The organism is Cognatiyoonia sp. IB215182 (genome assembly GCF_033963905.1).
Lineage (GTDB): Bacteria > Pseudomonadota > Alphaproteobacteria > Rhodobacterales > Rhodobacteraceae > Yoonia.
In genome coordinates, this window is sequence record NZ_JAXBMB010000004.1 from 163,259 (window position 1) to 188,082 (window position 24,824).

At 59.4% G+C, this 24,824-nt stretch carries 26 protein-coding genes, 1 tRNA gene and 1 riboswitch; of the genes, 15 read left to right on the forward strand and 12 right to left on the reverse strand.

What is annotated here, in order from left to right; translation table 11 throughout:
* The first annotated feature begins 57 nt into the window (after positions 1-57).
* Positions 58-1,272 carry a patatin-like phospholipase family protein gene (locus SLH47_RS09495; protein WP_320239247.1) on the forward strand — a complete coding sequence of 405 codons (1,215 nt, stop codon included), beginning with the start codon at positions 58-60 and terminating at the stop codon, positions 1,270-1,272.
* A gap of 10 nt (positions 1,273-1,282) precedes the next feature.
* Entirely contained in the window at positions 1,283-2,104 is an 822-nt protein-coding gene (locus tag SLH47_RS09500; RefSeq protein WP_320239248.1) for an ABC transporter ATP-binding protein, read from the forward strand.
* Positions 2,105-2,145: 41 nt separating this feature from the next.
* Here SLH47_RS09500 and SLH47_RS09505 read toward each other — a convergent pair whose 3' ends face one another.
* A complete protein-coding gene (locus SLH47_RS09505) occupies positions 2,146-2,916 on the reverse strand; it encodes a nuclear transport factor 2 family protein (protein WP_320239249.1) in 771 nt (256 codons plus the stop codon).
* A 180-nt stretch (positions 2,917-3,096) separates the two neighbouring features.
* On the opposite strand from SLH47_RS09505, the gene SLH47_RS09510 reads away from it, so the two are divergent.
* Positions 3,097-3,474 carry a helix-turn-helix domain-containing protein gene (locus SLH47_RS09510; protein ID WP_320239250.1) on the forward strand — a complete coding sequence of 126 codons (378 nt, stop codon included), beginning with the start codon at positions 3,097-3,099 and terminating at the stop codon, positions 3,472-3,474.
* 23 nt (positions 3,475-3,497) lie between these two features.
* Here SLH47_RS09510 and SLH47_RS09515 read toward each other — a convergent pair whose 3' ends face one another.
* Positions 3,498-4,001, reverse strand: coding sequence for a GNAT family N-acetyltransferase (locus SLH47_RS09515; RefSeq protein ID WP_320239251.1), 504 nt, complete (start codon positions 3,999-4,001; stop codon positions 3,498-3,500).
* Between the two features lie 139 nt (positions 4,002-4,140).
* Between SLH47_RS09515 and SLH47_RS09520 the strand changes: the two genes are divergently transcribed.
* The 3 genes from SLH47_RS09520 to SLH47_RS09530 all read left to right on the forward strand — a co-directional run bounded on the left by SLH47_RS09520 (position 4,141) and on the right by SLH47_RS09530 (position 7,667).
* Entirely contained in the window at positions 4,141-4,824 is a 684-nt protein-coding gene (locus SLH47_RS09520; protein WP_320239252.1) for a hypothetical protein, read from the forward strand.
* 150 nt (positions 4,825-4,974) lie between these two features.
* A complete protein-coding gene (locus SLH47_RS09525; protein ID WP_320239253.1) occupies positions 4,975-6,168 on the forward strand; it encodes a phenylacetate--CoA ligase family protein in 1,194 nt (397 codons plus the stop codon).
* A gap of 17 nt (positions 6,169-6,185) precedes the next feature.
* Positions 6,186-7,667, forward strand: a complete 1,482-nt coding sequence (locus SLH47_RS09530) for a peptidoglycan-binding protein (RefSeq protein WP_320239254.1) — start codon at positions 6,186-6,188, stop codon at positions 7,665-7,667.
* Between the two features lie 57 nt (positions 7,668-7,724).
* Here SLH47_RS09530 and SLH47_RS09535 read toward each other — a convergent pair whose 3' ends face one another.
* The 3 genes from SLH47_RS09535 to SLH47_RS09545 all read right to left on the reverse strand — a co-directional run bounded on the left by SLH47_RS09535 (position 7,725) and on the right by SLH47_RS09545 (position 10,737).
* Positions 7,725-8,921, reverse strand: a complete 1,197-nt coding sequence (locus tag SLH47_RS09535; protein ID WP_320239255.1) for an ABC transporter substrate-binding protein — start codon at positions 8,919-8,921, stop codon at positions 7,725-7,727.
* A 63-nt stretch (positions 8,922-8,984) separates the two neighbouring features.
* The gene (locus SLH47_RS09540; protein ID WP_320239256.1) at positions 8,985-10,169 is read right to left on the reverse strand and encodes an NADH:flavin oxidoreductase/NADH oxidase family protein; all 1,185 of its coding nucleotides are present in this window, start codon (positions 10,167-10,169) and stop codon (positions 8,985-8,987) included.
* 31 nt (positions 10,170-10,200) lie between these two features.
* Positions 10,201-10,737 carry a TetR/AcrR family transcriptional regulator gene (locus SLH47_RS09545; protein WP_320239258.1) on the reverse strand — a complete coding sequence of 179 codons (537 nt, stop codon included), beginning with the start codon at positions 10,735-10,737 and terminating at the stop codon, positions 10,201-10,203.
* A 71-nt stretch (positions 10,738-10,808) separates the two neighbouring features.
* On the opposite strand from SLH47_RS09545, the gene SLH47_RS09550 reads away from it, so the two are divergent.
* Positions 10,809-11,159 carry a hypothetical protein gene (locus SLH47_RS09550; RefSeq protein WP_320239260.1) on the forward strand — a complete coding sequence of 117 codons (351 nt, stop codon included), beginning with the start codon at positions 10,809-10,811 and terminating at the stop codon, positions 11,157-11,159.
* A 76-nt stretch (positions 11,160-11,235) separates the two neighbouring features.
* On the opposite strand, the gene ykgO is transcribed toward SLH47_RS09550, so the two are convergent.
* The gene (gene ykgO, locus SLH47_RS09555; RefSeq protein ID WP_010141322.1) at positions 11,236-11,361 is read right to left on the reverse strand and encodes a type B 50S ribosomal protein L36; all 126 of its coding nucleotides are present in this window, start codon (positions 11,359-11,361) and stop codon (positions 11,236-11,238) included.
* A gap of 83 nt (positions 11,362-11,444) precedes the next feature.
* Positions 11,445-11,519 (reverse strand) — tRNA-Val (locus tag SLH47_RS09560).
* A gap of 149 nt (positions 11,520-11,668) precedes the next feature.
* Between SLH47_RS09560 and SLH47_RS09565 the strand changes: the two genes are divergently transcribed.
* Complete coding sequence (locus SLH47_RS09565) at positions 11,669-12,532, forward strand: N-formylglutamate amidohydrolase (RefSeq protein ID WP_320239518.1); 864 nt, start codon at positions 11,669-11,671, stop codon at positions 12,530-12,532.
* 60 nt (positions 12,533-12,592) lie between these two features.
* Here SLH47_RS09565 and SLH47_RS09570 read toward each other — a convergent pair whose 3' ends face one another.
* The 3 genes from SLH47_RS09570 to SLH47_RS09580 all read right to left on the reverse strand — a co-directional run bounded on the left by SLH47_RS09570 (position 12,593) and on the right by SLH47_RS09580 (position 16,054).
* The gene (locus SLH47_RS09570) at positions 12,593-13,081 is read right to left on the reverse strand and encodes a GNAT family N-acetyltransferase (protein ID WP_320239265.1); all 489 of its coding nucleotides are present in this window, start codon (positions 13,079-13,081) and stop codon (positions 12,593-12,595) included.
* Complete coding sequence (locus SLH47_RS09575; RefSeq protein WP_320239267.1) at positions 13,078-14,592, reverse strand: ABC-F family ATP-binding cassette domain-containing protein; 1,515 nt, start codon at positions 14,590-14,592, stop codon at positions 13,078-13,080. The genes SLH47_RS09570 and SLH47_RS09575 overlap by 4 nt, the downstream gene beginning before the upstream one ends.
* Before the next feature lie 208 nt (positions 14,593-14,800).
* Entirely contained in the window at positions 14,801-16,054 is a 1,254-nt protein-coding gene (locus SLH47_RS09580; protein WP_320239519.1) for a DNA polymerase IV, read from the reverse strand.
* Between the two features lie 25 nt (positions 16,055-16,079).
* Here SLH47_RS09580 and SLH47_RS09585 point away from each other — a divergent pair, with 25 nt between their 5' ends.
* The 5 genes from SLH47_RS09585 to SLH47_RS09605 all read left to right on the forward strand — a co-directional run bounded on the left by SLH47_RS09585 (position 16,080) and on the right by SLH47_RS09605 (position 20,469).
* Positions 16,080-16,517, forward strand: coding sequence for an NUDIX domain-containing protein (locus tag SLH47_RS09585; RefSeq protein WP_320239268.1), 438 nt, complete (start codon positions 16,080-16,082; stop codon positions 16,515-16,517).
* Positions 16,518-16,710: 193 nt separating this feature from the next.
* The gene (locus SLH47_RS09590) at positions 16,711-17,697 is read left to right on the forward strand and encodes a hypothetical protein (RefSeq protein WP_320239269.1); all 987 of its coding nucleotides are present in this window, start codon (positions 16,711-16,713) and stop codon (positions 17,695-17,697) included.
* A 114-nt stretch (positions 17,698-17,811) separates the two neighbouring features.
* Positions 17,812-17,899, forward strand: a riboswitch (glycine riboswitch).
* A 111-nt stretch (positions 17,900-18,010) separates the two neighbouring features.
* Positions 18,011-19,264: a D-amino acid dehydrogenase gene (locus SLH47_RS09595; RefSeq protein WP_320239270.1), complete on the forward strand. Its 1,254-nt coding sequence runs from the start codon at positions 18,011-18,013 to the stop codon at positions 19,262-19,264.
* Between the two features lie 39 nt (positions 19,265-19,303).
* A complete protein-coding gene (locus tag SLH47_RS09600; protein WP_320239271.1) occupies positions 19,304-20,197 on the forward strand; it encodes an SPFH domain-containing protein in 894 nt (297 codons plus the stop codon).
* Positions 20,197-20,469, forward strand: a complete 273-nt coding sequence (locus SLH47_RS09605; protein WP_320239272.1) for a hypothetical protein — start codon at positions 20,197-20,199, stop codon at positions 20,467-20,469. Before SLH47_RS09600 ends, SLH47_RS09605 begins: the two co-directional genes overlap by 1 nt.
* 62 nt (positions 20,470-20,531) lie before the next feature.
* Here the strand turns inward: SLH47_RS09605 and pyrF are convergent, their stop codons facing one another.
* A complete protein-coding gene (pyrF, locus tag SLH47_RS09610; protein ID WP_320239273.1) occupies positions 20,532-21,248 on the reverse strand; it encodes an orotidine-5'-phosphate decarboxylase in 717 nt (238 codons plus the stop codon).
* Between the two features lie 46 nt (positions 21,249-21,294).
* Between pyrF and SLH47_RS09615 the strand changes: the two genes are divergently transcribed.
* Positions 21,295-21,807 (forward strand): HEAT repeat domain-containing protein, encoded by a 513-nt coding sequence (locus SLH47_RS09615; RefSeq protein ID WP_320239274.1) that lies wholly within the window; start codon positions 21,295-21,297, stop codon positions 21,805-21,807.
* A 1-nt stretch (position 21,808) separates the two neighbouring features.
* On the opposite strand, the gene SLH47_RS09620 is transcribed toward SLH47_RS09615, so the two are convergent.
* Positions 21,809-21,997, reverse strand: coding sequence for a hypothetical protein (locus SLH47_RS09620; RefSeq protein ID WP_320239275.1), 189 nt, complete (start codon positions 21,995-21,997; stop codon positions 21,809-21,811).
* Positions 21,998-22,176: 179 nt separating this feature from the next.
* Here SLH47_RS09620 and clpB point away from each other — a divergent pair, with 179 nt between their 5' ends.
* Positions 22,177-24,789, forward strand: a complete 2,613-nt coding sequence (gene clpB / locus SLH47_RS09625) for an ATP-dependent chaperone ClpB (protein ID WP_320239277.1) — start codon at positions 22,177-22,179, stop codon at positions 24,787-24,789.
* The last annotated feature ends 35 nt before the right edge of the window (positions 24,790-24,824 follow it).

Here is a 24,824-nt window from a genome sequence, read left to right on the forward strand (position 1 = left end):
AGATCTGTCAGGCGGGCACAGCACCGCCTGACAATGTTTTGAAAGAAGCGCGATTTGATGACCTTTCTTTCAGCAAAGATGATTTTGCGCATCTGTGGTGCGACGCTTGTTGCGGCTGCTTTGTCGGCTTGCGCCGTTGACAGGCCCGAAAGCACGATGTGCCGCGGCCTTGTGCCCGCCTCCACCTTGGAAATGCCAGTCCCACCCACCAGCCAAGAGCCGGTTATGGATGAGGAAACCGCCATCGCCCGCTCGGCTGCCCCGGCGATTGCAAGGGCTGTGGCCGCCGACAGACGCGGGGCGGTTGAACTGAACGTATTGAGCCTGTCGGCGGGTGGCCAATATGGTGCCTTCGGCGCGGGGTTCCTGCGCGGCTGGGGGGCGGATCGACCCAGCTTTGACCTTGTCACCGGTGTCAGCGCCGGGTCCCTTCTGGCGCCAGTGGCCTTTGCGGGGCCGGAATTTGACGCCATCCTAGACGACTACGACGGCCTGTCGGATGACGACGTGCTGCGGGAAAACCTGCTTGCCGCACCTTTCAGCCCCTCCGTGGCCAGTACCGAACCGCTGAAGGCGCTGCTCAATGACCGGCTGAGCGACGATCTGATCGGGCGGATCGCCGAGCGGCAGAGGGTAGAGAACGCTCAGCTTTTTGTCGCGGCCACCAATATCGACACGACAGCCAACCGCATCTTCAGCCTTAGCGATGTGGCGGCGAGCGGCGCTGATATCGACGTCAGACGCGACTGCATGCGCGAGGTCATCATGGCCTCTTCCGCGATCCCCGTTTTCCTGCCGCCGCGCAACATTGATGACAACCTTTATGCCGATGGCGGCCTGCGCGACCATGTCTTCTTTCGTGGTATCGAAAGCGCGCGGGCGCAGGTGGCACGCCAGACCGGGCGCACCATTCGGGTGAACGCGTTTATCGTGGTCAACGGGCAATTGCGTACACCGGAGGAAGCGGGCGAGGCGGAGGATGTCGAGGATAACATCCTCGCCTATGCGCTCCGCGCGGCGGATATCCTTGCCGATGAGACCTTGCGCGATTCCATTGCCGAGACGATCCGCTTTGCGCAGGACCAACCCGGCTGGACGGTGGAGGGTGTCTTTGCCGACACCGCCATCCCACGCGAATGCCGTGAGGAGACGGGGCGGTTCAACCCTTGCGTGACCCGCCATCTGTTCGATTACGGCAAGACATTGGGCAGCGCACGTCCGCTCGTATGGCTGGACGGGGACGCGCTGCTTGAGATTACAAACAAACTCTGAGGGCTGCTTCATGCTTGATACCGCCAAGACCGAAACCCTGCTTGAGGTGAACAATATCGAGGTGATCTATAATCACGTGATCCTCGTGCTCAAAGGCGTGTCGCTGACCGTGCCCAAGGGTGGGATCACGGCCTTGCTGGGCGGCAATGGCGCGGGCAAAACGACCACGCTCAAGGCGATCTCGAACCTGCTGCATTCGGAGCGTGGGGAGGTGACCAAGGGGTCCATCACCTATCGCGGCGACAGGGTGCAGGACCTTTCACCCGAGGCGCTGGTGAAACGCGGCGTCATTCAGGTGATGGAAGGGCGGCATTGCTTTGAGCATCTGACGGTCGAGGAAAACCTGATGACCGGCGCCTATACCCGCCGTGACGGGGGTGGCGCGGTCAGCGCGGATCTCGACATGGTCTACAGCTATTTCCCGCGGCTCAAGGAACGGCGCAAAAGCCAGGCGGGCTACACTTCGGGCGGGGAGCAGCAGATGTGCGCCATTGGCCGTGCGCTGATGTCGCGGCCAGAGACGATCCTGCTGGATGAGCCGTCGATGGGCCTCGCCCCGCAACTGGTCGAAGAGATTTTCGGGATCGTGAAGAACCTCAACGAGAAGGAGGGGGTGTCCTTCCTGCTGGCTGAACAGAACACCAATGTCGCACTCCGCTTTGCGCATCAGGGCTACATCCTGGAAAGCGGACGGGTGGTGATGGAAGGGCCTGCCGCTGACCTGCGGGAAAACCCGGATGTAAAGGAATTCTATCTCGGCATGTCCGACGAGGGTCGCAAAAGCTTTCGCGACGTGCGTAGCTATCGGCGGCGCAAGCGGTGGCTTGCGTGACATTAGGTGGTCCGAGAACAGCCCGGACCACCACCGATTTCTTAGAACTTGCCGTTCTCGTGGGCCATTTCTGACGGTGTGGGAGAGACCACATCCCAGTGCTCCACGATCTTGCCGTCTTCAACGCGCCAAAGGTCAAAGAATGCCCAGGGCTTCCCACTGACGGTTGCGTCCGAGGCGACAAAGACAAAGTTGCCCTCGGCCACGACGATCTGTGGCTCGAACTTCGTAATCACAAAACCCTGATCCGCCCAGGCCTGTGTGCCTGCCAATAGCCCGGCAAGGCCGTCTTCCAGATTGGGATTGTGCTGCATATAGATTTCTGGGTCCATGTAGTTCGGCGCGTTTTGGGGCGCCGCACCGCCAAGCACGTCTTGCACAAATCCTAGCACCAGCGCTTTGTTTTCCGCCGTGCGGTCGCGGTCGGTGATGTCTGTTGGGCCGTCGGTCATGCCGCGGCCCGACGCCGTTGTCCCAGGAATGGGCTGCAGGTTGTCCCAGTGTTCCGCGACCTTCCCGTCTTCGACACGGAAGATATCGAAGGCGGCGAGCGACGCGGCACCGAAAGCATCGGCATTATCGTAAGTGTTGTGCAACACGACCAGATCGCCTTCGGTGATGACCCGGTGGGTGGTCGCCGTCATCCCGGATCCTGCGACAAGCGGGATAAGGCCCATCAACCCATCCGCGCCTGTGGGGACCTGCGGGTTGTGCTGGATGTAGTCAGGCGTGACGAGTTGGCGTGCAGCTTCGGGGTCGTGATCGACAAAGGCCGCGGTGAAAAGGGCGAGGACAAGTTCCTTCGGTGTCATTTGGATCTCCTGTGATTCGTACTGCATGGGTACGAAGTAGCAATTTCATACCAAACCGCAATTACGTATCTTGAACTGACCTGGTATGCTCAACACTACCGCCACATGGGACAAACACTTGCTACGAAGGTCATTTCACTCTAATTGGCAATAAGTACAAAATTGATACCAGAGTTCGTCATGCTACCAATCAACGTTGAAAGTAAAGCGGAGGCATCGAATTGTTGCATTCGCTCCGTCCTGTCGAATGTCACCGGTAAGTGGCGGATGATCATCATCCTCGCGCTGGAGGATGAGCCAAAGCGTTTCGGCGACCTCAAGCGCACGATTGGTGACGTTACGCAAAGTGTGCTGACTGAAAATCTGCGCGGGCTGCAACGCGACGGCTACCTGACGCGCAACGTACATCCCGGACCGCCAGTCGCTGTTTCATATGAACTGACGCCACTTGGCCGCAGCCTGCTCGCCATGCTGAAGCCGTTGGTCTACTGGTCGCATGACCAGATGGATTACGTGCGGCAATGCCGCATGGAATATGACCGCGATCAGGTTGCGTAGTGGGCTGGCGATAACGCCGAGGGTCAAAGTCGCAGCGTGTAGAAATGATCGTCGCGTGATTGGCCGTCGATCCGCACACCATCATAATGGGTAGCCTCGCGGCGGAACCCATGCTTCTCGTAAAACGCAATCGCCCGGTGGTTTTCGGTATCCACAAAAAGCTCAATCTGGGCCAATCCGCCCTCACGCGCTTCGCCGATCACACCGTCCATCAGCGCATCTGCGGCACCAATGCCGTGATAGGCGGCAGTGACAAAAAACGGCCCGATCTCTGCCCGGTGACGGATGCGCTCAAGGCCATTGGGGCGATAGCCGCAGAAGCCGATCAGCGTCTCGCCATCAAAAACACCCCGAGTCGCGCCGGCCTCCAAGATCGCGCGGCACCGCGCAGGATCGACGGCCTTTGTCTCTTCCAAGGTGACCAGAAAGCCCATCGGATAGTCCCGCGCACCTTCCACCCGCAAGGCCCGCCAGGCCTCCGCATGACCGGGCGACAGGGTGCGATAGATGAAGGCGCTCTTTGTCATAGCAAAGGCAATATGATCACGATCTCGGAGTGAAGTGAACATGGTCTACTGCATCCACTCATCGCACAACACACCGACGGAAAGTTGCCCTCTGATCGTATCATGGAGGCTTGCACAGAAACGGAAGGTGAGGTCGTCGATGGGACGGACTAAGATCTTGGGTAGCGCATTGCTGGTCGCAGCGCTTGGGGCAGTCGCGGCCACTGACGCACAAAGCCAGGAAACCTGCGTTGCGGTCGTCCCCGAAGCATCTGGCGCGGCGGTTGGCTACGAGTTGATCGACATCATCCGTCGCGAAGCGTGGGTGACGCGCGACTGGACGCTTGCGGATTATGCAGCGTTCTCGCCGGGCCCAGCCGCGCTCAACTGGCGCAAAAACGATCCGCGCGAAGGTGATGCCGCAAACGCCCGCGTCATGCGCTCTCCGGAGTGCGGTCATGATGGTGATTTCACCTACCAAATCAAGTTCGGCCGCGAATTCTTTCATATCGCCAACATCGTCAGCATCGGCCCCCGCCACGGGCCGAATGGTGAAATCCGTGAGGGTGGTGTCGTGAAATACCACCGACTTACATTCGATGCTGGTCAGACGGTCTCAATCCTGCATGCGCCGGAGGGCACCGCATTCATCCGGGTCAATCGCCCTGTCGCCGCACCGCACGTGCAGGTCCGCCTTCCAGAGGGCTGGTCGGTGACGACGGCGATGCTGAACACCCCATGGCGCGTTGACCTTTTCGGAGGCGTGCGCGTGTTGCGATTGCAGGACGGCAGCTCTTATCAGGGCCCAATTGAGATGCCAGAGGCATCGCTTGCCGCGCCATAGATACCGCAACTGCCCAGGGTAGCGGTCAGAAAACACATTGCGCCGCCCGACGGTCAGAGCCCTCATGATATCGCATAACACGCGGCATCACCCCTAGCTTTCGCCTGTCCGACCCGGCACGATATCGCTGCGTCAGGACAGGAGAAGATGATGACGACCTATTACGATGATCTCGAAACCCGCGACCCGGCTGAACGAGAGGCTGCCCAGCTTGCGGCACTGGCCGCACAGGTCGCCATCGCGAAACGGGCCGAAGGGTCTTGTCTGCCCGACATCGCAATCGACACGTTATCTGACCTCACCAAACTGCCCGTCCTGCGCAAATCGGATCTGACCACTTGGCAAAAGGACAACCCGCCGTTCGGCGGTGTCCCAACCGCCAATATCACCCATGTCTTCCAATCGCCCGGCCCGATCTATGAGCCGGGTGGCGCGTCGCATGACTGGTGGCGGTTTGGGCGGTTCCTGCATGCTTGCGGCATCGGCAAGGATGACATCGTACAGAACTGCTTTGGTTACCATCTGACCCCGGCGGGCACGATGTTTGAAAACGGTGCCAAGGCGGTGGGCGCCAAGGTTCTGCCAGCGGGCACGGGCCAAACTGAACTGCAAGTGCGGGCCGCCGCCGATATCGGCACGACCGCCTATGCAGGCACGCCGGATTATCTCAAGGTCATCCTCGAAAAGGCGGATGAGATGGGTGTGACACTGAACATCACAAAGGCAGCTGTATCGGGCGGGGCGCTGTTCCCGCAGCTGCGCCAATATTATGCGGATCGCGGGATTACCTGCTGGCAATGCTACGCGACAGCCGATCTGGGGCATCTTGCTTATGAGACGGGCGAGGGGGCCGGTATGGTCGTTGATGAGGGCGTGATCCTCGAAATCGTGACCCCCGGCACTGGTGATCCCGTAGCGCCGGGTGAGGTTGGCGAGGTTGTTGTCACCTCACTCAATCCCGACTATCCGCTTATCCGCTTCGCGACCGGTGACATGAGCGCCGTGATGGAAGGCGCCAGCCCCTGCGGGCGCACCAATATGCGCATCAAGGGCTGGATGGGCCGGGCTGATCAGACGACCAAGATCAAGGGCATGTTTGTCCGCCCTGAACAGGTCGCCGATCTGGTGAAGAAAACCGGTGCCGACCGCGCCCGCGTCATCGCCGACCGCGAAGGCGATGCCGACAAGATGATCGTCCAATTCGAAGGCGAAATCGATGAAGCCAATGCGGCCAGCGCCATTCAGGATGCACTCAAGCTGAAGGGCGAGGTGCAATACCTTGCGCCCGGCACAATGCCACGCGACGGCCTCGTCATTGAAGACCGACGCACTTACGAGACCTAAGACCAAGGAGGCGCTTCATGCGCAAACTCACCCTCATCGCCGCACTTTCGGCGCTCGCCACACCACTTTTCGCGCAAGACGCCGCCCTCTTGATGGGGGTCAACCGGTATGAGGAGTTTCGCCGTGTCGGCAATGGCACTGACGTGCTGAACTCTGCCGACAATCTGCGGGACGCAGGATATGCCGTCAGTACCCTGGCTAACGGGTCGGCTACGGCAATGGCGCGGCTTTTGCAGCGTTTTGCCGTCGATGCGGTGGATGCGGAGCGGCTTGTGGTCGGGCTCGCCGGGCGTTTTGTGACGGATGGTGAGCGGACATGGCTGCTGCCTGCTGATGCGGATCGGCCAACACTGTTCGGGATGGGCAGCGCCATCTCGGTCGATAGCGTTTTGCAGGTTCTGGCCCAGACCCCCGGACAGGCGATCCTGATCCTGGGCTACGATCAGGACGCTGATAATCGGATCGGGTCTTATCTGCGGCAGGGTGTCGGTGATCTCGACATCCCTCAGGGTGTGACCGTGTTCTATGGCGAGCCCGATTTCACAGACGGGGTAGTCATGGAGGCGATCACCGTGCCGGGTGGTGATGCGATGGCCTTTGCTCGCAATTCGCGCGGTTTGCGCGAGGCGGGGTATCAGCCACAAAGCCTGATCATGCGCCCTGCGTCTGAGGAAACGGAAGCAGATCCCGACACGAGTATCGTTGATGGCGTTCGCAACGCGCTCGCGGCCTGGAATGCCGCTCAGGCCGAGGACAGCGCGGACAGCTACCGCGATTATGTGTTCGCCTATCCCGACAGCCCCTTCGCGGCCGAGGCGCGGCGGCGCCTGGATGCTATCGAAAACGATCCGCAGCGGCTTGCAGAAATCGCCGAAGACCAGTTGGACCTGACACGCAATGAGCGTCGCGCGATCCAGCGCAATCTAACGGTTTTGGACTTCAACACCCGTGGTGTCGACGGCATCTTTGGGCCGGGCACCCGCAGCGCGATCCGGAACTGGCAACAGACAAACGGTTATGCGCAGACCGGCTTCGTCACGCAGGAACAGATTGACCGATTGGATACGCAAGCGCGTCGGCGGGCGGAAGAGATCGAAGAGCAGGAGGCAGCAGAGCAAGCCGAACTGGAACGGCTCGACCGCGCTTATTGGGAGGAAACAGGCGCCCTCGGCGAACAGGATGGTTACGAAGCTTATCTTGAGCGTTATCCCAACGGCATATTCGCCGAAGAGGCACGCGAAGCACTGCAACGATCTGAGGATTCCACGCAGGCCGCGCGGGACCGCGAACGCGCATTGAACATCAACCCGGTCCTCGGACGGCTGATCGAAAGCCGTCTGGCACAATTGGGCTTCAATCCGGGCCGTGTCGATGGACGTTTTGACCGCGACAGCCGCCGTGCCATCAGCCGGTATCAGGCAAGCAATGGGCTATCGGCGACCGGCTATCTCGATGAACCGACCCTCGCGCGGCTTTTGGCGGATACATTCGGACGCTAGCGTAGGAGCCAATCGTTCCGATCAAAAAGGCGTTTGACCGGAACGATAAAAGTGCCGCTATGGCGTTACGTATCTCTCCGCAAGGACGCGGACAAAGCCTTGGCTGCCCTCATAAAGACGGACGCCGATTAGATAGGTGCCTTGCGGAACACGCGCCGCGATCAAGCTGTCCAGACCGTCGCCATAGTCATCGTTTTGCGCGATCTGGCGACCGAGGTCATCGAACAGGACGAGCCAGGAATCGGCGCTGTCTGTTCCGACAGCCTCGACCAGCATGAGCCCGTTTTCCGGCATTTCGATGCTGAACCACGTGACATCGGTCGAGGCTTGTACGTCCTGCCGCAGCCGTCCTTCCAAGACGCCAAGTGGTGTCACAAGTGTTTCGTCCTGCGGTGATGGGGCGGCTTCACCGCGTGCATAGAGGTCAGCAAGTGCCGCTTCGGGATCATAGAGATCGACGCTCACCGTGATTGGTGCGCTACCATCGCTCAATGCCTCGACACCCAGACAATAGGTGCCGGCATCGAGCGGATCGACGATGGACAATTGGGCGTTCAGCCCGTCGAAATCATCATTCTCATCGATGTAAACCTCACCGGGTCCGTAAAGCGTGATGAGTGGATCGGCAGTTTCGTTTTCGGCGCGGATTCTGACGGGTGCAGGTTCATCAAGCGTGAATTGCCAGAATGGCGTCTCATTGGCTGAGCCAGTTGCAGAACTGCCCAATCCGCCCATCGGCGTTGCCGTTTCGCAGCTGCCATCGACGATGTCGCCTGCATCAGCCGTCACATTGATACCTTCGGTCAGTGGTTGCTGATCCTGTCGGCCCACACGGACGAAAGCCGTCATGGGGCCACCATCGTAGCTGCGCACAGCCACGCAATAGGTGCCAGCATCAAGAAACGTCTCGGCCCGCGATGCGCCGTTCCCACCGGAATCGTCGTCCGAGATGACGACACTGCCACTTGCGTCCAGAATATCGATCACCGGATCGCCCGATCCGCGACCGGCTGCCTCCATCCTGACTTCTGCACCCTCGCTGAGCGAGAAGAGCGAGACATATTCGTTGCCCCCCAGCACAAGCGCCATCTGCTCTTGAAAGTTGTCGGCAGTCGCGATGTCGGAAGAGGCTTCATCGCCCCCGATCCACTGGCCATTTGCGCCGCTGCCTCCGCACAGGTTTTCCTGCGCCAGAGCCGGTGCGGTGAAGCCGATCAATAATGCGGCCGAGGCGGTCATGCTGCGCAATGTCATCAAATATGTCCTTTGAATTGCTGGTCTATTGGGCGCACCGTATCGCCAATCACTACGCTCTGGCTAGCCGAAATGCGTGTTCCAAAGTGCAACCCGCGCGGCATCGCGTGCATTGTATTCTGCCAAAGCCTTTGGCACGTCACGGCTTTCATCGATAGGGGCATCCTGCCCGATTTGAGTCAGGGCTTGCATGTACCATGCTGTGACGCCGCCTTCTGGTGTTTCTGTAAAGCGCGGGAATTCAATGTCTTTGTCAGCCCTTGCCCATCGGTGTGGCAGGTCTGGCGCGAGAACCAAGGCTCGGGCCAGACCGACGATATCTGCGGCGCCATCCCTCACCGCTTGGACCGCCTGAGCCGCAGTCTTGAAACCGCCCGTGATCATTAGTGGTTTTGACGTCTGCTTCCGCGCCGCTTTGCCAAAATCAGTGAAATAGGGACCACCGCCAGCACTATCCGACGCCGACTTGGCGCCAGGGAAATAGGTGCCGCCGCTGATATCGATCAGGTCCAGACTTGTCTGGTCGAGCACCCTGATAACCTCCAGCGCTTCATCTTTGTCGAAACCGCCTTCTAGTTGATCAGTTGCGTTCAGCTTCAGAGCGACAGGAAAGTCGGGCCCGACGGCATCGCGCACTGCGTCGATGACCTCAAGCAAGAGCCGCATCCGATTTACCAGCGACCCGCCATAGGCATCACTGCGTTTGTTGAAGAGGGGTGACAGAAACTGGCTGAGCAGGAAACCATGGGCCGCATGGATTTGGACACCGCTAAAGCCGAGCGCTTGGGCGTGGGCGGCGGTGCGGGCGAATTGGTCCGGCAGGGCGGTGATTTCCGACAAGCTCAACGCCCTGCAAACGAGGTCCGGTAAATCAAGCACGCTTGGCCCTCGCGGTTCGCCAATCGGCGGATGGGTCATGGCACCCGCATGACCAAGCTGCAGCCAAAGCAGCGTATCATTGGCTTGCCCCCGTCTGGCAAGTTCGCGCAAGAGCGGCTCGTCAGATTGCGGGCCCAGGACAAGATTGCCGGGCTTTTCCGCCGCGCGCGGGTCGCCCTGCACTTCACCAATGATAGCCACTGCCACGCCACCCCTGGCCCAGCGTTCGTAAAGCCGGATTTGCGTCAGCGTCGGGTTCCCGCGTCCGTCGCCCAGCGAATCCGACATCGCTGATTTCGCGATGCGGTTTTTGAGGGTCACGCCGCATGGCAAAGTGAGAGGCGCGAAGAGTGGGGCGGTGATCGTCATGCGCCGACGCTCTTCGCCGTGAAGGGCAGAGTCAATCCTGCATCGCTGCGACAAAGGCTGCCAGCGTCTGATCCGAGACATTCATCTGGTCTTTGGCGGCCACGTCCATGCGCCCCAGATAGGTCCAGTATATCAGCTTGGCGCGTTCGACTGCATCGGAGGTTGAAACATCATGCTCGGTGAGAAGCGAGCCAAGATAGTTAATCCGCTCCCGATCCACCTCCGCCAAAACACTTGCAACCGCAGGAGCGTTAGCTGCCCACAAACGCATGGCGCGTTCAAGTGACGTATCAGCGCTCAACGCTCTTTGCACCAGCACGAACAGACGGTCCTTCTGTGGTACATCGGCCGTCAGGCCCTCAATCACCGCTTGGGTTGAGGTGGTCTGCCAGTAGGCCAATAGCGCATCATGGAAGTCGGCGAGATTGCGGAAATGCCAATAAAAGCTGCCGCGTGAGACGCCCAGCTGCTTCGCCAATACATCGGCCTTCAATGTGCCTGGCCCGCCCACGACAAGAGCACGCAACCCATGTTTGAGCCAATCCTTTCGGGACAATCGATCATTCATGACATCACCATACAGCACTGTATTGACTCATGCCACAGACTTTCCATACAGTCATGTATGGAGGTGACAAGATGGCCGATACTATTCTAGTTATAGCAGGCTGCGGCGGCATCCTGATCGCGCTCGTACATGCATGGCTGGGGCATACATTGGTTCTCAAACCTATTGCAGGGCTGACGCCGACACAGCGATCAGTGAACGCGGCCGTTTTCCAGCTCAGCACACTTTATTGGATTGGGGCAGGTCTCGCACTGCTCAGCGCGCCTTGGCTTTGGGGGCCAGAAGGACGGCAGATTGTGGTGCTCGGCGCTGTCTTTATCTATGCGTCGGCAGCAATCGCAAATGCCTGGGCAACGTCCGGGCGGCACTTTGGCTGGATCGGGCTGGGCCTTGTCAGTGTGATGGCGCTTGCTGGCCTTTGATGCTCAGCCGCATGGGCCCAAAAAGAAAGGGCCGCGCCCGCGGCACGACCCTTTTGCAAATTCCGGTGTTCCGGTCTCAGCCCTGGCGGGCTTTGAACCGGCGTTGCGTCTTGTTGATCACATAGACGCGGCCCTTACGGCGCACGACGCGGCAATCGCGGTGGCGCTGCTTGAGCGAACGGAGGGAGTTACGAACCTTCATGGGTCTCATCCTGTCTGTCGCGGCGCGCGGATTGCGCCTTAGGTTACGGTCGATCCCGGAACGGGTCCAGGACGGTGAATTCATGGTGGACGATACTGGGATCGAACCAGTGACCCCTTCGATGTCAACGAAGTGCTCTACCGCTGAGCTAATCGTCCTGTCTTCTGCAAACGCGGCGTCCCAAACGAAATAGGACGCGAGCCACGCTCACGTCAGTTCTGCGGTCTATAGAAGGAGTCGGATGAGGGATCAAGGGCTTTTGGAGAAATGCGAAATCGCGCTATGTTGCGACCAAAGGGAAACGCTGTTGCTCAAATCTGCCTATCACCTGACCCGCCCGGTCGCCCGTACCACATCCGTCGTTTTTGCCTCGCCGCATAGCGGTAGGGAATACCCTGCCTCGTTCCTGCGCCGCACGGTGTTGAATCCCAACGAAGTTCGCTCGTCCGAGGATGCTTACGTCGATCTGTTGTTTGAAACTGTGCCGGAACATGGTGCGCCTTTCCTGACCGCAAGTGCGCCGCGCGCCTATCTGGACCTCAATCGCGGCGCGGACGAGCTTGATTCGGCGCTGATCGAAGGGGTGCGGCGCAGCGCGCATAATCCGCGTATCGCCAGCGGGCTGGGTGTGATCCCGCGTGTGGTGGCGAATGGGCGGCAGATTTATAATGGCAAGCTGACGCTGGTTGAGGCGCATCACCGGATCGCGAATTACTGGCGGCCCTATCACGATCAGCTCCAGACCCTGCTTGACGAAAGCGTCAATCAGTTTGGTGAGGCGATCCTGATTGATTGCCATTCGATGCCACATGAGGCGCTGGAAAACATCGGCCCGCCCGGCAGTGCCCGCCCTGATATCGTCTTAGGCGACCGTTTTGGTGCGGCAGCCGCAGGTTCGATCATGGAGCGGGTCGAGGCCGCGTGCGCCAGTGCCGGGCTGCGCGTCGCGCGCAACATGCCCTTTGCCGGTGCCTTTATCACACAGCATTACGGGCGGCCTTCGCGCCAGCAACATGCGATCCAGATCGAGATCGATCGCGCGCTCTATATGGATGAAAGCACGCTTGAGCCCAACGCAAACTTTGATCACTTCAAGCGCGTCCTTAATGGCGTCATCGCAGAACTCGTCGAGATCGGTCGCCCCGAAGAATTACGGGTGGCGGCGGAGTAAATCGCCGCTTCAGCTGCGACGCCATTGTGTCCGCGAAGCTCTGCAAGTCATGATCCGGATCTACCGTTCAGCGACCATTGGTAAGATGAGCCCCCACTCTGTGTCTCTTGGGGGCCCAACCAACTCAAAACCAAGCTTTCTATACACAGCGATGGCCCGTGCATTATCTGGATGCGGGTCCGTTGCAATGACGGGCGCGCCCTGATCAAAAAGGACGCGCATCCTTTCTCCGATAAATGCTGTGCCATGCCCGGCGCCCAGCATGTCCGGGTCACCGATATACTGATCAATCCCGCGTGCGCCCTTGGGAAGGCTTGCAAAGTGATGATCATTCCAGCCATGGACGGTGTAATCCTGCATGAACGCAAAGGGATGACTGTTCAACGAAACGATCCAATGTGACACACGTGCGTCGCTCAGCGTCTCCTGGTCATAGGGGTCTTCGTCATCCCACCACGCGTGCACATGTGGCTGTGCCTGCCACGATGCGAGGAGATCAAAGTCATCGGGCGTGACCGGGCGAAAATGATACAGCGGCTTCGATGTCACCCCGCCATCTCCTCTTGCAGGAACGGCTCCGGATCGTCGACTTCGACGAGCCGCTTACGCTCAATCTGCCAGAACCGGTTGGCGACGTTCCGCAGAAAGGTCCGGTCGTGGCTGACAAAAAGGCAGGCAGCACCATGACTGGTCAGCTCCTCCTCCAGCGCCTCTTGCCCTGCGATATCGAGATGATTGGTCGGCTCATCCAGCAGATAGAAATTTGGCTCCTTCAGCCGCAGCACCAGCATGGCCAGGCGCGCCCTTTGGCCGCCTGAGAGCGCGTTGATCCGCGCGTCCTGCATGTTGATCGCGACCCCCGCTCCGGCGAGTAAACCCCGCGCACGTTGATCGCCAACGTCGAACTGCCCCGCGACCAATTCCATAGGTGTGTCGGCTTCGTCCAACTGGCTCAGATGCTGATCGGAGTACGCGGTCACAAGTGTCGGCGCACATCTGATCCCATCCGGGCCTTCGCGCAGGGCCTGATCGATCAGCCTTATCAGCCGGGTCTTTCCGGTGCCGTTCTTGCCCAGCAGAACCACGCGATCACCCTTCGCAATCCACTTCTGGCCCGTGCGATAAAGCTCCCGCCCGTCGGGTGCCAGCACGGGCACATCCTCAAACGCTATCAGCGCCTTGGCATGAGTGCCGCTATTGCCCAAACGGATATCGCCTGCATGGCGCTCATGATGTGCGGGTCGGGCCGATTCCTCAATCTTGGCGGCACGTTCGCTGAGCTGTTTGGTTTTGGTTATCAGCAGATCAGAACCCGAATTGATCCCGATGTTCTTCAGCTTTGCCGCTTGCGCCCGCAATTGTTTCGCCTTGTTAAGGTCGTTGGCAAAGCGCCGTTCATCGGCCGCATCGGCCTCGTCCAATGCGGCGCGGGCATGCGTGTAGGGCAGTTGAAACACACGGCTGCGTTCGGCCCGCAAAAATAGTGTCCGGTTGGTGACCGCGTCCAGAAAGGCGCGATCATGGCTCGTGATCACGGCAGGCACATCGCGCGGCAGGGTCCCTAGCCAATCCTGCAGCAGCGCGATCCGATGAAGATCAAGGTGGTTGGTCGGCTCGTCCAATAGCAAGAGGTCAGGCTCGGTCACCCAGGCCGCAGCCAAAAGGGCGGTGCGTTGCCAGCCGCCGCTGAGCGCGGAAAGCGGCTTTTGCTGCAGATCGTGCGGGACCTGCAAGTCGCCCAGAACCACATCCACGCGCCAGCTTTCATAGGCGGCCTGCTCTTCCGGCAATGCTGCCAACACCAGATCGTAGAGTGTTTTCTGCAAAGCCGCGCCCGACACATATTGCGCGACATGGCCGATGCGCAGACCGCGTGCGCGTGTGATGTCACCCGTTGTGGGGTCAAGATCGCCCGAAAGACAGGCCAGCAGAGTCGACTTGCCGCGCCCATTGGCGGCGACAAGTCCGATGCGGTCGCCTTTGGAGATGGTGAGGTTCAGGTCGGCAAAAGGCGGTTCACCGAGGGTGACGCCCAAGCCGTTGATATTCATAATGCTCATGAGATGCTCTGATCACAAAAGGGTGCCGCAAAAGCGGCCGGATGGGCAGATCAATTTGTGATCATGCCCTGCAAACGAATTTACAGGGCGAAACGGGGACCATGCTGAAGTCGGCGGATGATACGCATGCTCAGCTTGTGCCCTCCCATTGTTCGATGTGATCAATATCCAAACCCTAGGGTTTGGGACAAGGTTCGGTCAAGACCGATTACCGCAAGGCCCGCCCTTTGATAATCGCGTCATGTCCGAACTTCTCGCGGATTTTGTCGGCGGCGCGTTCGGCTTCGGCCCGCTTGGCGGCATCGGGGTCAAGAAGGTCGCCTTCGCGGTCGGCATCGGCATCAGACGTGATGTCGGAGAGGCCCACGCCAAGCAAGCGAAACGGGCCCCTGTCGCTGACCTGATCAAAAAGGCCGCGCGCGGTGCGGTAGACTGTGTCTGCGATTTGTGTCGGGTGGTGCAGGCTTTGCCGTTTTGAGATCAGCTTGAAATCATGCGTTTTGAGCTTCAGCGTCACAACCCGGCCCGCTTTTTCCTTGGCCTTGGCGCGCGCGCTGACCTTTTCGGCCATGCGCCAGAGATGCCCATCAAGGATGTCGATATCCGCCGTATCCTCATGAAATGTGGTTTCATTTGACAGTGTTTTGACTGGTGCATGGGGAGAGATGCGTCGCCCATCCTCACCACGGGCGAGAGAATAGAGACGCTCGCCCATCCCGCCAAACCGCTCGTGCAGATCGCGCCGGTCCCAGCGCAGAAGATCGTCAAACGTGCGGATGCCCGCATTGTTGAGGCTCGTCTGGGCAGCGGGGCCGATCCCCCATATCAGGCGCACGGATTTGGGGCGCAGGAACGCGGTCGTCTCTTCCTTCCCGATGATCGAAAACCCGCGCGGCTTGTCGAGGTCAGAGGCGACCTTGGCCAGAAACTTGTTATGGCTCAGACCGATGGAGCCGGTTAGGCCCAATTCATCTTTCATCCGCCTGACCAGACGGGCGAGCATCACGGCAGGCGGCGCGTGATGCAGGCGCGCGGTTCCGGTCAGGTCCATGAACGCCTCGTCGAGTGATAGGGGTTCGACCACCGGCGTGAGTTCATCCATCATCGCCCGGATGGCGCGGGAGGCTTCGACATAGGCATCAAAGCGGGGGCGGACGACCACGGCCTCCGGGCAAAGCTGCAGCGCCTTGAACATCGGCATCGCGGATTTTACACCCTTGATCCGCGCGACATAGCAGGCGGTGGACACGACGCCACGGCGGCCGCCACCGATAATGACTGGCTTGTCGGCAAGATCAGGATTGTCTCGCTTTTCCACGGACGCATAGAACGCATCGCAATCCATATGCGCGATGCTAAGGTCAAAGAGTTCCGCATGCCGGGTCACGCGCGGGCTGCGACAGGCCGGGCAACGGCCATCGCTTTCAAATGTGGTAAGGCAATCGCGGCAAAGGGCGGGCATATCGCCAATGTAAGAGGGGGAGCGCATGGACACAACGCAACCGCATCACGGGGCCAAGGTGGCGCTGTTTCTTGGTGATCAGTTGGTGAGTATCCTGCGCGATGACCTGCCTCATATTTCCTATCCAAATCTTTGGGATTTGCCGGGTGGCGGGCGCGAGGGCGATGAAACCACATTTGAGACTTTGTCACGCGAGTTGGAAGAAGAACTTGGGCTGGTGCTGCCACATGCCGCGGTTCTGTGGGAGAACAGTTTTCAATCGCTCACAGCGCCTGAAAAATGGAATGCGTTCTTCGTGGCGCAGATGCCTGCCGACACGGTCAACGACATCGTCTTCGGTGATGAGGGCCAGCGCTGGGCATTGTTTGAGATGGACGCTTTCATCGCGTTGCCAGATCGCGTGCCTTCGTATGATGTCCGGTTGGCCAAATGGGTGGCAGAGACGGGTGGGTTGAACTTGTAAGCCGTCGCGCCGTCGTCCTGAAGGCGCATACCCGCTGAGCAGCCGGCACGTTGTCATACAATACCTGTGACCACCGTTCTTCAACATCGTTTTGACGGAGTCGACACTTCAGCCCCACGAGGTCAGAGTAAAGCATCTGACAAGGTGCCAATAGAGGAAACGCAGAATGCGATCAAAGCGGCTCTTATTTTTATTGCTTTTCCTTTCTCCTATTCACGCTGCGGCTGCGACGATTGAAAATGTCTGTTTCGCGAACGTTTGGGAAAGCTGTTCAATCGTTGTTGACGGAACGATCACTGCCGAGACTGTGGCGGATTTTGCGACCAAACAGTCCCAGATGGATGGCGGGAGTGTGATGCTGAACAGCGACGGAGGTGACGCCGCTGCTGCGATTGCCTTGGGCGAGCTGATCCGCGAAAGAGGATTGTCGACTTTTGTTGGCACCAAGGGTTTTGGAGAACCGGGGAGTGGCGTTTGTCAAAATGCGTGTCTTTTTGCCTATGCAGGCGGGGAAGCAAGATACCTTGCATCTGGCAGTCGCCTGTCGTTTTCGGGGCCTGACACATTTGCTGCCGCATCAAACGAAGCAGTTAAAGATGTTGTGCGCGCCACAGCGTTGTTGATGGCGCAATCCATTGATCCGGCAGTCCTGTTGCGAGAGGACGCTTCTGACCCGTTTTCTGATCAGGAGTTGGAGCAATTCAATCTGGTGTACATCCCGGCGCGGGCGTTCTCAGCACTTGTGCTGGAACCTTATAACGGTGGCCTGGTCGCTTTTAGCGAACGGCAGGACACGCCCTATCCATATGATCGCGCGACACATCTCACCGCGTATTGTCGTAGTGATACGGACATACGTTTCCTGTTGACGGCGACGGGCGAGTTTATGTCAGACCGGGGTTCGGCAGAAATCAAGGTATGGAACCAGATGCCAGTCGATCAACCTGCTGTTGAAACCTCCATCGTCATTGATGAGGTCGCAACATGGACAAATGATGGGCGCGGGTTTGTTGAGTTTACACTAGATCGCGACGCTTTGCCCGACATCGCGACGCTGACCGCCATCGATGTAAGCTACCATCTTTCACGTGCGGATGGATCGCGTGTCTGGGCTCGGATTGACCTGGTGGGGATGGACCGCCGCATGATAGGCAGCGTTCTTGAGAACTGCATCTCATAGCTGCGCTGCAGGGGTTTTTAGCAAGCATGCTGACAGTTCGCGCCTATGCGGCCGCTGGCCACATAAATGTGTGTTGCTTTCTGCGGCGATCTGTCTATGAGTTTCCGATAGGAAACACGCTGACCGGGAGAGTTCGGTCAGGTCCGGCGCCGAAGGAGCAACCGCCCCGGTCACTCTCAGGCAAAAGGACCGGTCAGGGTGCAACACGCCGAAGAGAGGCCAGCATGATGGCCCGCCGAAGGAGCAAGCCCGGATCGGGTGAATCTCTCAGGTACAGCAGACGGCGGGGGCTTAGATGGTTCGGAGATGTGCCATGCCTCATATTGCTGTTCTGGGTGCCGGAATTACCGGGGTCACCACCGCTTATGCACTTCACAAACGTGGGTTTGACGTCACTGTTTTTGATCGCCAGCGTTATGCTGCGATGGAAACCAGCTTTGCCAATGGTGGGCAGTTGAGTGCCTCCAACGCGGAAGTGTGGAACCAATGGTCGACCGTGATCAAGGGCATTCGCTGGATGCTGCAGAAAGATGCCCCGCTGTCCGTGAACCCGCGCCCGGGCTGGCACAAGATCAGCTGGATGGCCGCGTTTCTGGCCAATATCCCCCGCTACCGTGCCAACACGATTGAGACCGCGCGTCTTGCGGTGACAGCTAGGGCCGGGCTCACCGAGATGGCCGACCGGTCAGGCGTCGATTTTGATTTCACGCCAGCAGGCATCCTGCATTTCTACAAAAGCCAGAAGGATTTCGACCATGCGCGTCGGGTGACTGGCCTTTTGGCTCATGGCGGCCTCGCGCGGCAAGAGCTGACGCCGGACGAGGTGCTGGCGAAAGAACCCAATCTGCGGGGCGACATTCTGGGCGGGTTCTGGACCGAAAGTGACAGCACTGGTGATATCCATAAATTTGCGGTTGGCTTGGCTGATTGGCTGCGCGGGCAGGGTGTGCAGTTTCAGATGGGGCACGCGGTCGAGGATGTGTGCGCCGACGCCGATTGTGTTACTTTGCGGGGCAAAGAGGAACAGCGCTTTGACGGCATTGTGGTCTGTGCCGGTGTCGCATCGCGGTCCTTCGCCAAGATGCTGGGGGACCGCGTGAATATCTATCCGGTGAAGGGATACTCGATCACCGTGAATCTGGACGGCGCTGCCTCGCAAGCGGCGGCACCCAGCGTTTCGCTGCTTGATGACAAAGCCAAGATCGTGACCTCACGACTTGGCAAGGACCGGTTTAGGATTGCGGGAACGGCCGAGTTCAACGGCGAAAACCGCGACATCCGAGCGGATCGCGTGCAGCCGCTGGTCAAGTGGTGCGAGACCCATTTCCCGGAGGTTAGCACAGAAAACGTCGTTCCTTGGGCGGGCCTGCGCCCGATGATGCCTAATATGATGCCGCGTGTAGGGGCTGGGCGACAGCCGCGGGTGTTCTACAATACCGGCCACGGGCATCTGGGTTGGACCTTGTCGGCGGCAACCGCTGACATTGTGGCGCAAGTTGTCGCGGGGAAAATGCGGCCAAACTTCACCCCAAGTAAATCACAAACTGCTTTGAAAACGGCCCCTTAAATGCATATCTGTCCACCACAATCATAGAGGGACAGCTTTATGCCAATTGAAGAAATGTTTGCCGAATTCCTGGGCCAGAATGTGCTCTACCTGCTGCTGGCGGTGTTCATCATCGTCTGCATCATGGCCGGTGTCCGGATCGTGCCGCAATCCGAGAAATTTGTGGTGGAACGTCTGGGCCGATTGCGGTCGGTTCTTGGGCCAGGGATCAACTTTATCGTGCCATTCCTTGACCGCGTGCGGCACAAAGTGTCGATCCTGGAACGTCAGCTGCCATCAATGCAGCAGGACGCGATTACATCGGACAACGTGCTGCTGCAGGTCGAAACCTCGGTCTTTTACCGGATCATTGAGCCGGAAAAGACAGTGTACCGGATCCGCGACGTGGATGGTGCGATTTCGACGACTGTTGCGGGTATCATCCGGTCCGAGATTGGTCGGATGGAACTGGACCAGGTGCAGGCAAACCGCGCAAATCTGATCGATGCCGTGCGGTCTCAGGTGGCGCAGCAGGTTGATGATTGGGGAATTGAGGTCACTCGGACCGAAATTCTGGATGTGAACCTCGATCAAGCGACGCGCGATGCGATGTTGCAGCAGCTGAACGCCGAACGTGCCCGCCGTGCGCAAGTGACCGAGGCCGAGGGTCAAAAGCGGTCTGTTGAGCTGCAGGCGGATGCGGAGCTTTACGCCGCCGAACAGGACGCGAAGGCGCGCCGGGTTCTTGCGGATGCAGAAGCCTATGCCACGCAGGTCGTTGCCGTCGCGATTGCCGAGAATGGCTTGGAAGCGGCGCAGTATCAGGTTGCGCTGAAACAGGTTGAAGCGTTGAACAAGCTGGGCGATGGTCAGGGTAGCCAGACGGTTGTGTTGCCGGCCAATGCGATTGATGCTTTCGGCAACGCATTCCAGATGTTGAAAGGACGTGGATAATGCCTCTTTGGACGGAATGGTGGGTTTGGATGTCAGCGGCTTTGGTGCTTGCAACGATTGAGGTGCTTGTGCCCAGCTTTGTCTCGCTTGGCTTTGCACTGGGTGCTGCGATGGTCGGCCTCTTGCTGATCTTCGGCGTGTCGGCAAGCGGCCTTGCACTGACCCTGGCCGTCTTCGCCGTTCTGTCGCTGATCTCGTACCTCTTGATGCGCAAGTTTTTCGCCTTGCCCACAGGACAAGTGAAGATCTGGCACAAAGACGTCAACGACTGAGTGCCGCAAAACTCTGACACAGAGTTTTGTTCAAAAAATCTGAGATTTTTTGGCCCCCGACCCTAGTGGTTGGGGGTCATTGCTTGCGGCGAGGCAAGCTCGGCCTGAATATCCAGCGCTGCCTGACGCGGATCAGCCGCTTGCCAGATGGGCCGCCCCACAACCACATGATCCGCCCCGTTTGCGATGGCTTGCGCGGGCGTCATCACCCGTTTCTGATCCCCCAAAGCAGCACCTGCCGGGCGCACACCGGGTGTGACGATTAGCTTGCCTGCTGCTTCTGGCAAGGCCCGGATCAGTACGGCCTCTTGCGGGGACGCGATCACTCCGTCCGCGCCGTTTGCGAGCGCAATCGCAGCCCGTTCCTGCACAAGATCGGCCACGTCACCCGCCTTGATGCACGAGGCGTCCAGATCCTCCCGATCAAGCGACGTCAGGATGGTCACGGCGAGGATCTTCATCTCTGACCCGCCAGCTCCTTCGCGCGCAGCGCGGACCACATGCGGGTCGCCATGCACCGTCAGAAAATCCAAGTCGAATTGCGCGACTCCGCGCACGGCGGCCTCCACCGTGGCACCAATGTCAAAGAACTTCATATCCAGAAAAATGCGCTTGCCATGCTCCTGCTTGAGCTCGTTGGCCAGCGCCAACCCGCCGCCCGTCAGCATGCCCAAACCAATCTTGTAGAAGCTGACGCTGTCGCCGAGCGTCTTGGCCAGTTCCAACCCGTCCAGCACATTGGGGACATCCATTGCAACAATCAGACGGTCATCAGGCATGGCGGGTCCTTTCTGCAGGCTTGCCCAGCGATCTAGCCGTTGACGGGTGTCGGTGCAATCGCCCTATGCTGTCGCCATGGATCTGATCGCACAGCTGCGCGCTTGGGACGGCAAGACAATCGCCGCGCTGAAAGCAGTGGCCGATGATCTGAATGTGGAGAATTATCGGGTCTTACTTGCAGCGTGCCGTGACGAAGATGAGGTCACCGCCCGCGCGGCAAGCTGGGTGTTGAAGGCAGCGTATGAGCGTGGCGCATCCATCCCCTATCCCGCCGATCTCTTTTCGAGGGACCTGCATTGGGAAATCGCGCTGCATCTTCTGCAATCCGTCCAGCATGTCACCGTCGATTTCCCAGTTGAGGTCATCCGGCCTTACCTGACCCACCAAAAGCCGATTGTGCGGGCCTGGGCGCTCGACGCTTATGTCAGGCTCGGCGCTGCGGATGCGGCAGAGGTTCTGGTAAAGGCCGCGGATGATCCCGCCGCGTCGGTGCGCGCCCGTGCCCGCAATCTGGATAAAGAAAAGGCGCAGCCTGTCCCGCAGCCGCGCCCTTCCTGACCTAGCCTTGCAGCAAACGCCGCAACAGGTCGTCCGCGTGAGTGGTTGTGTCGTCCTCGCGGTCGGCAGGAAACGCAGCATCTTCAGCAACTTCCGTCACCCGGCGCAAACGGCGCACAGCTTCGGGAGAGAGTGGGAAAAGCCGCACATTGGTTTGCGACAATCCGGCTTTTCTGGTTGCGTCTGACATTCGGTTTCCTCCGCCGGTCACATAGTATCCAAAGCGCTTTGAATCCCAGTATGGAATTCCTGACCCCGCAGACTTGCGCGGACAGGCATGAATGCCCATCTCTTCTCTGAGGCCCGAAAAGGGCATGTGCCGCAAAGCCGGGCATGCTGATCACCGGGCGCTTGATAAAGGAGAGACCCATGAACTTGGACAAGTTCACCGAGCGGTCGCGCGGTTTCGTGCAAGCTGCCCAGACGATCGCAATGCGTGAGAACCATCAGCGGTTCGCGCCCGAACACCTGCTCAAAGCATTGATGGATGACGAAGAGGGGCTTGCCGCCAATCTGATCACCCGCGCGGGCGGTGATGCCGGTGCCGTCAAAGGTGCCGTTGATGCGACGCTGGACAAGCTGCCAAAAGTTACCGGCGATGCCGCGCAAATCTATCTCGACAACCTGACCGCCAAGGTCGTGGATGAGGCTGAGAAGCTCGCCAAGAAAGCTGGCGACAGCTTCGTGCCGGTGGAGCGTCTTTTGACGGCCCTTGCTGTCGTGAAGTCCAAGGCGAAAGAGGCGCTGGATGCCGGTGGCGTGACCGCGCAAAGCTTGAATGCGGCAATCAACGATATCCGCAAGGGCCGCACTGCTGACAGTGCGACCGCCGAGGATAGTTTCGAGGCACTGGCCAAATATGCGCGCGACCTGACCGAGGCCGCCGAGCAAGGCAAGATCGACCCAATCATTGGTCGCGACGAAGAGATCAGGCGTGCGATGCAGGTCCTGTCGCGTCGGACCAAGAACAACCCGGTTCTTATCGGTGAGCCGGGGGTTGGCAAGACAGCCATTGCCGAAGGGCTTGCTTTGCGCATCGTCGATGGTGACGTGCCGGAATCCCTGCGCAACAAAAAGCTGATGTCCCTCGACATGGGCGCGCTCATCGCCGGTGCGAAGTATCGCGGCGAGTTTGAGGAACGTCTGAAAGCCGTTCTAAAAGAGATTGAAGCCGCCGCGGGCGAGATCATCATGTTCATCGACGAGATGCACACGCTCGTGGGTGCCGGGAAGTCCGATGGCGCGATGGATGCCGCCAACCTGATTAAACCGGCGCTGGCCCGTGGCGAGTTGCACTGCGTTGGTGCCACAACCCTGGATGAATACCGCAAATACGTGGAAAAGGACGCGGCTCTGGCCCGCCGGTTCCAGCCGTTAATGGTGGAAGAACCGACCGTGACAGACACCGTCAGCATCCTGCGCGGCATCAAGGAAAAGTATGAACTGCACCACGGCGTGCGGATCGCCGACGCCGCGTTGGTGGCTGCTGCCACGCTCTCGCATCGCTACATCACCGACCGGTTCCTGCCGGACAAGGCCATCGACCTGATGGACGAGGCCGCGAGCCGTCTGCGGATGGAAGTGGACAGTAAGCCAGAGGAACTCGACGCGCTCGACCGACAGATCCTGCAATTGCAGATCGAATCCGAGGCGCTGAAGAAAGAGGACGACAAGGCGTCCGTCGACCGGCTTGAACGGTTGGAAAAGGAACTCGCCGACCTGAACGACCGCGCGTCTGAGATGACGGCGAAGTGGCAGGCCGAGCGCGACAAGCTGGAAGGCACGCGCGAGGTCAAGGAACGGCTCGACCGTGCCCGCGCCGATCTGGATATCGCCAAGCGCGAGGGCAATCTGGCGAAGGCCGGTGAGCTCTCCTATGGCGTGATCCCAGAGCTCGAACGAAAGCTGGCCGAGGCAGAAGAAAACGACGACCTGATGGTGGAAGAGGCCGTGCGCCCCGAACAGATCGCTGAAGTGGTCGAGCGCTGGACCGGTATTCCGACCTCAAAAATGCTGGAAGGTGAGCGCGAAAAGCTCCTCCGCATGGAGGAGGAGCTTGCCAAGCGTGTGATCGGTCAAAAACCGGCTGTGACGTCTGTTGCCAACGCCGTCCGCCGCGCCCGCGCGGGTCTGAACGACGAAAACCGGCCGCTCGGTTCGTTCCTGTTCCTCGGGCCAACCGGTGTCGGGAAAACCGAGCTGACCAAAGCGGTCGCCGAATACCTTTTTGACGATGACAGCGCGATGGTCCGCATCGACATGTCGGAGTTTATGGAGAAACACGCCGTCGCCCGTCTGATTGGCGCGCCTCCCGGCTATGTCGGCTATGACGAAGGCGGCGTGCTGACAGAAGCTGTGCGGCGCAGGCCTTATCAGGTTGTCTTGTTTGACGAGGTCGAAAAGGCGCATCCGGACGTGTTCAACGTTCTGTTGCAGGTCCTTGATGACGGTGTGCTGACCGATGGTCAGGGCCGCACGGTGGATTTCAAGCAGACATTGATCATCCTGACATCGAACCTTGGGGCGCAAAGTCTGAGCCAGCTACCCGATGGGGCTGATGCGTCAGAGGCCAAGCGCGACGTGATGGATGCGGTCCGGGCGCATTTCCGGCCCGAATTCCTGAACCGTCTGGATGAAACGGTGATCTTCGACCGGCTCGCCCGCGAAGACATGGCAGGCATCGTAGCAATCCAGCTCAAGCGGTTGGAGAAACGGCTCGCCGGCCGCAACATCCATATTGATCTGGACGAAGCGGCGCTGAAATGGCTGGCCGAGGAAGGCTACGATCCCGTCTTTGGTGCACGTCCCCTCAAGCGCGTGATCCAACGCGCTCTGCAGGATCAGCTTGCCGAGATGATCCTCGCTGGTGACGTGATGGACGGCGACACGATCCAGGTCAGCGCTGGCGCCGATGGGCTGATTGTCGGTGACAGGCTCGCCGCTTCAAACCGGCCACGACCTGATGATGCGGTTGTGCATTAGATGATAGGGCGCCTTTGGGCGCCCTTTCTTTTCTG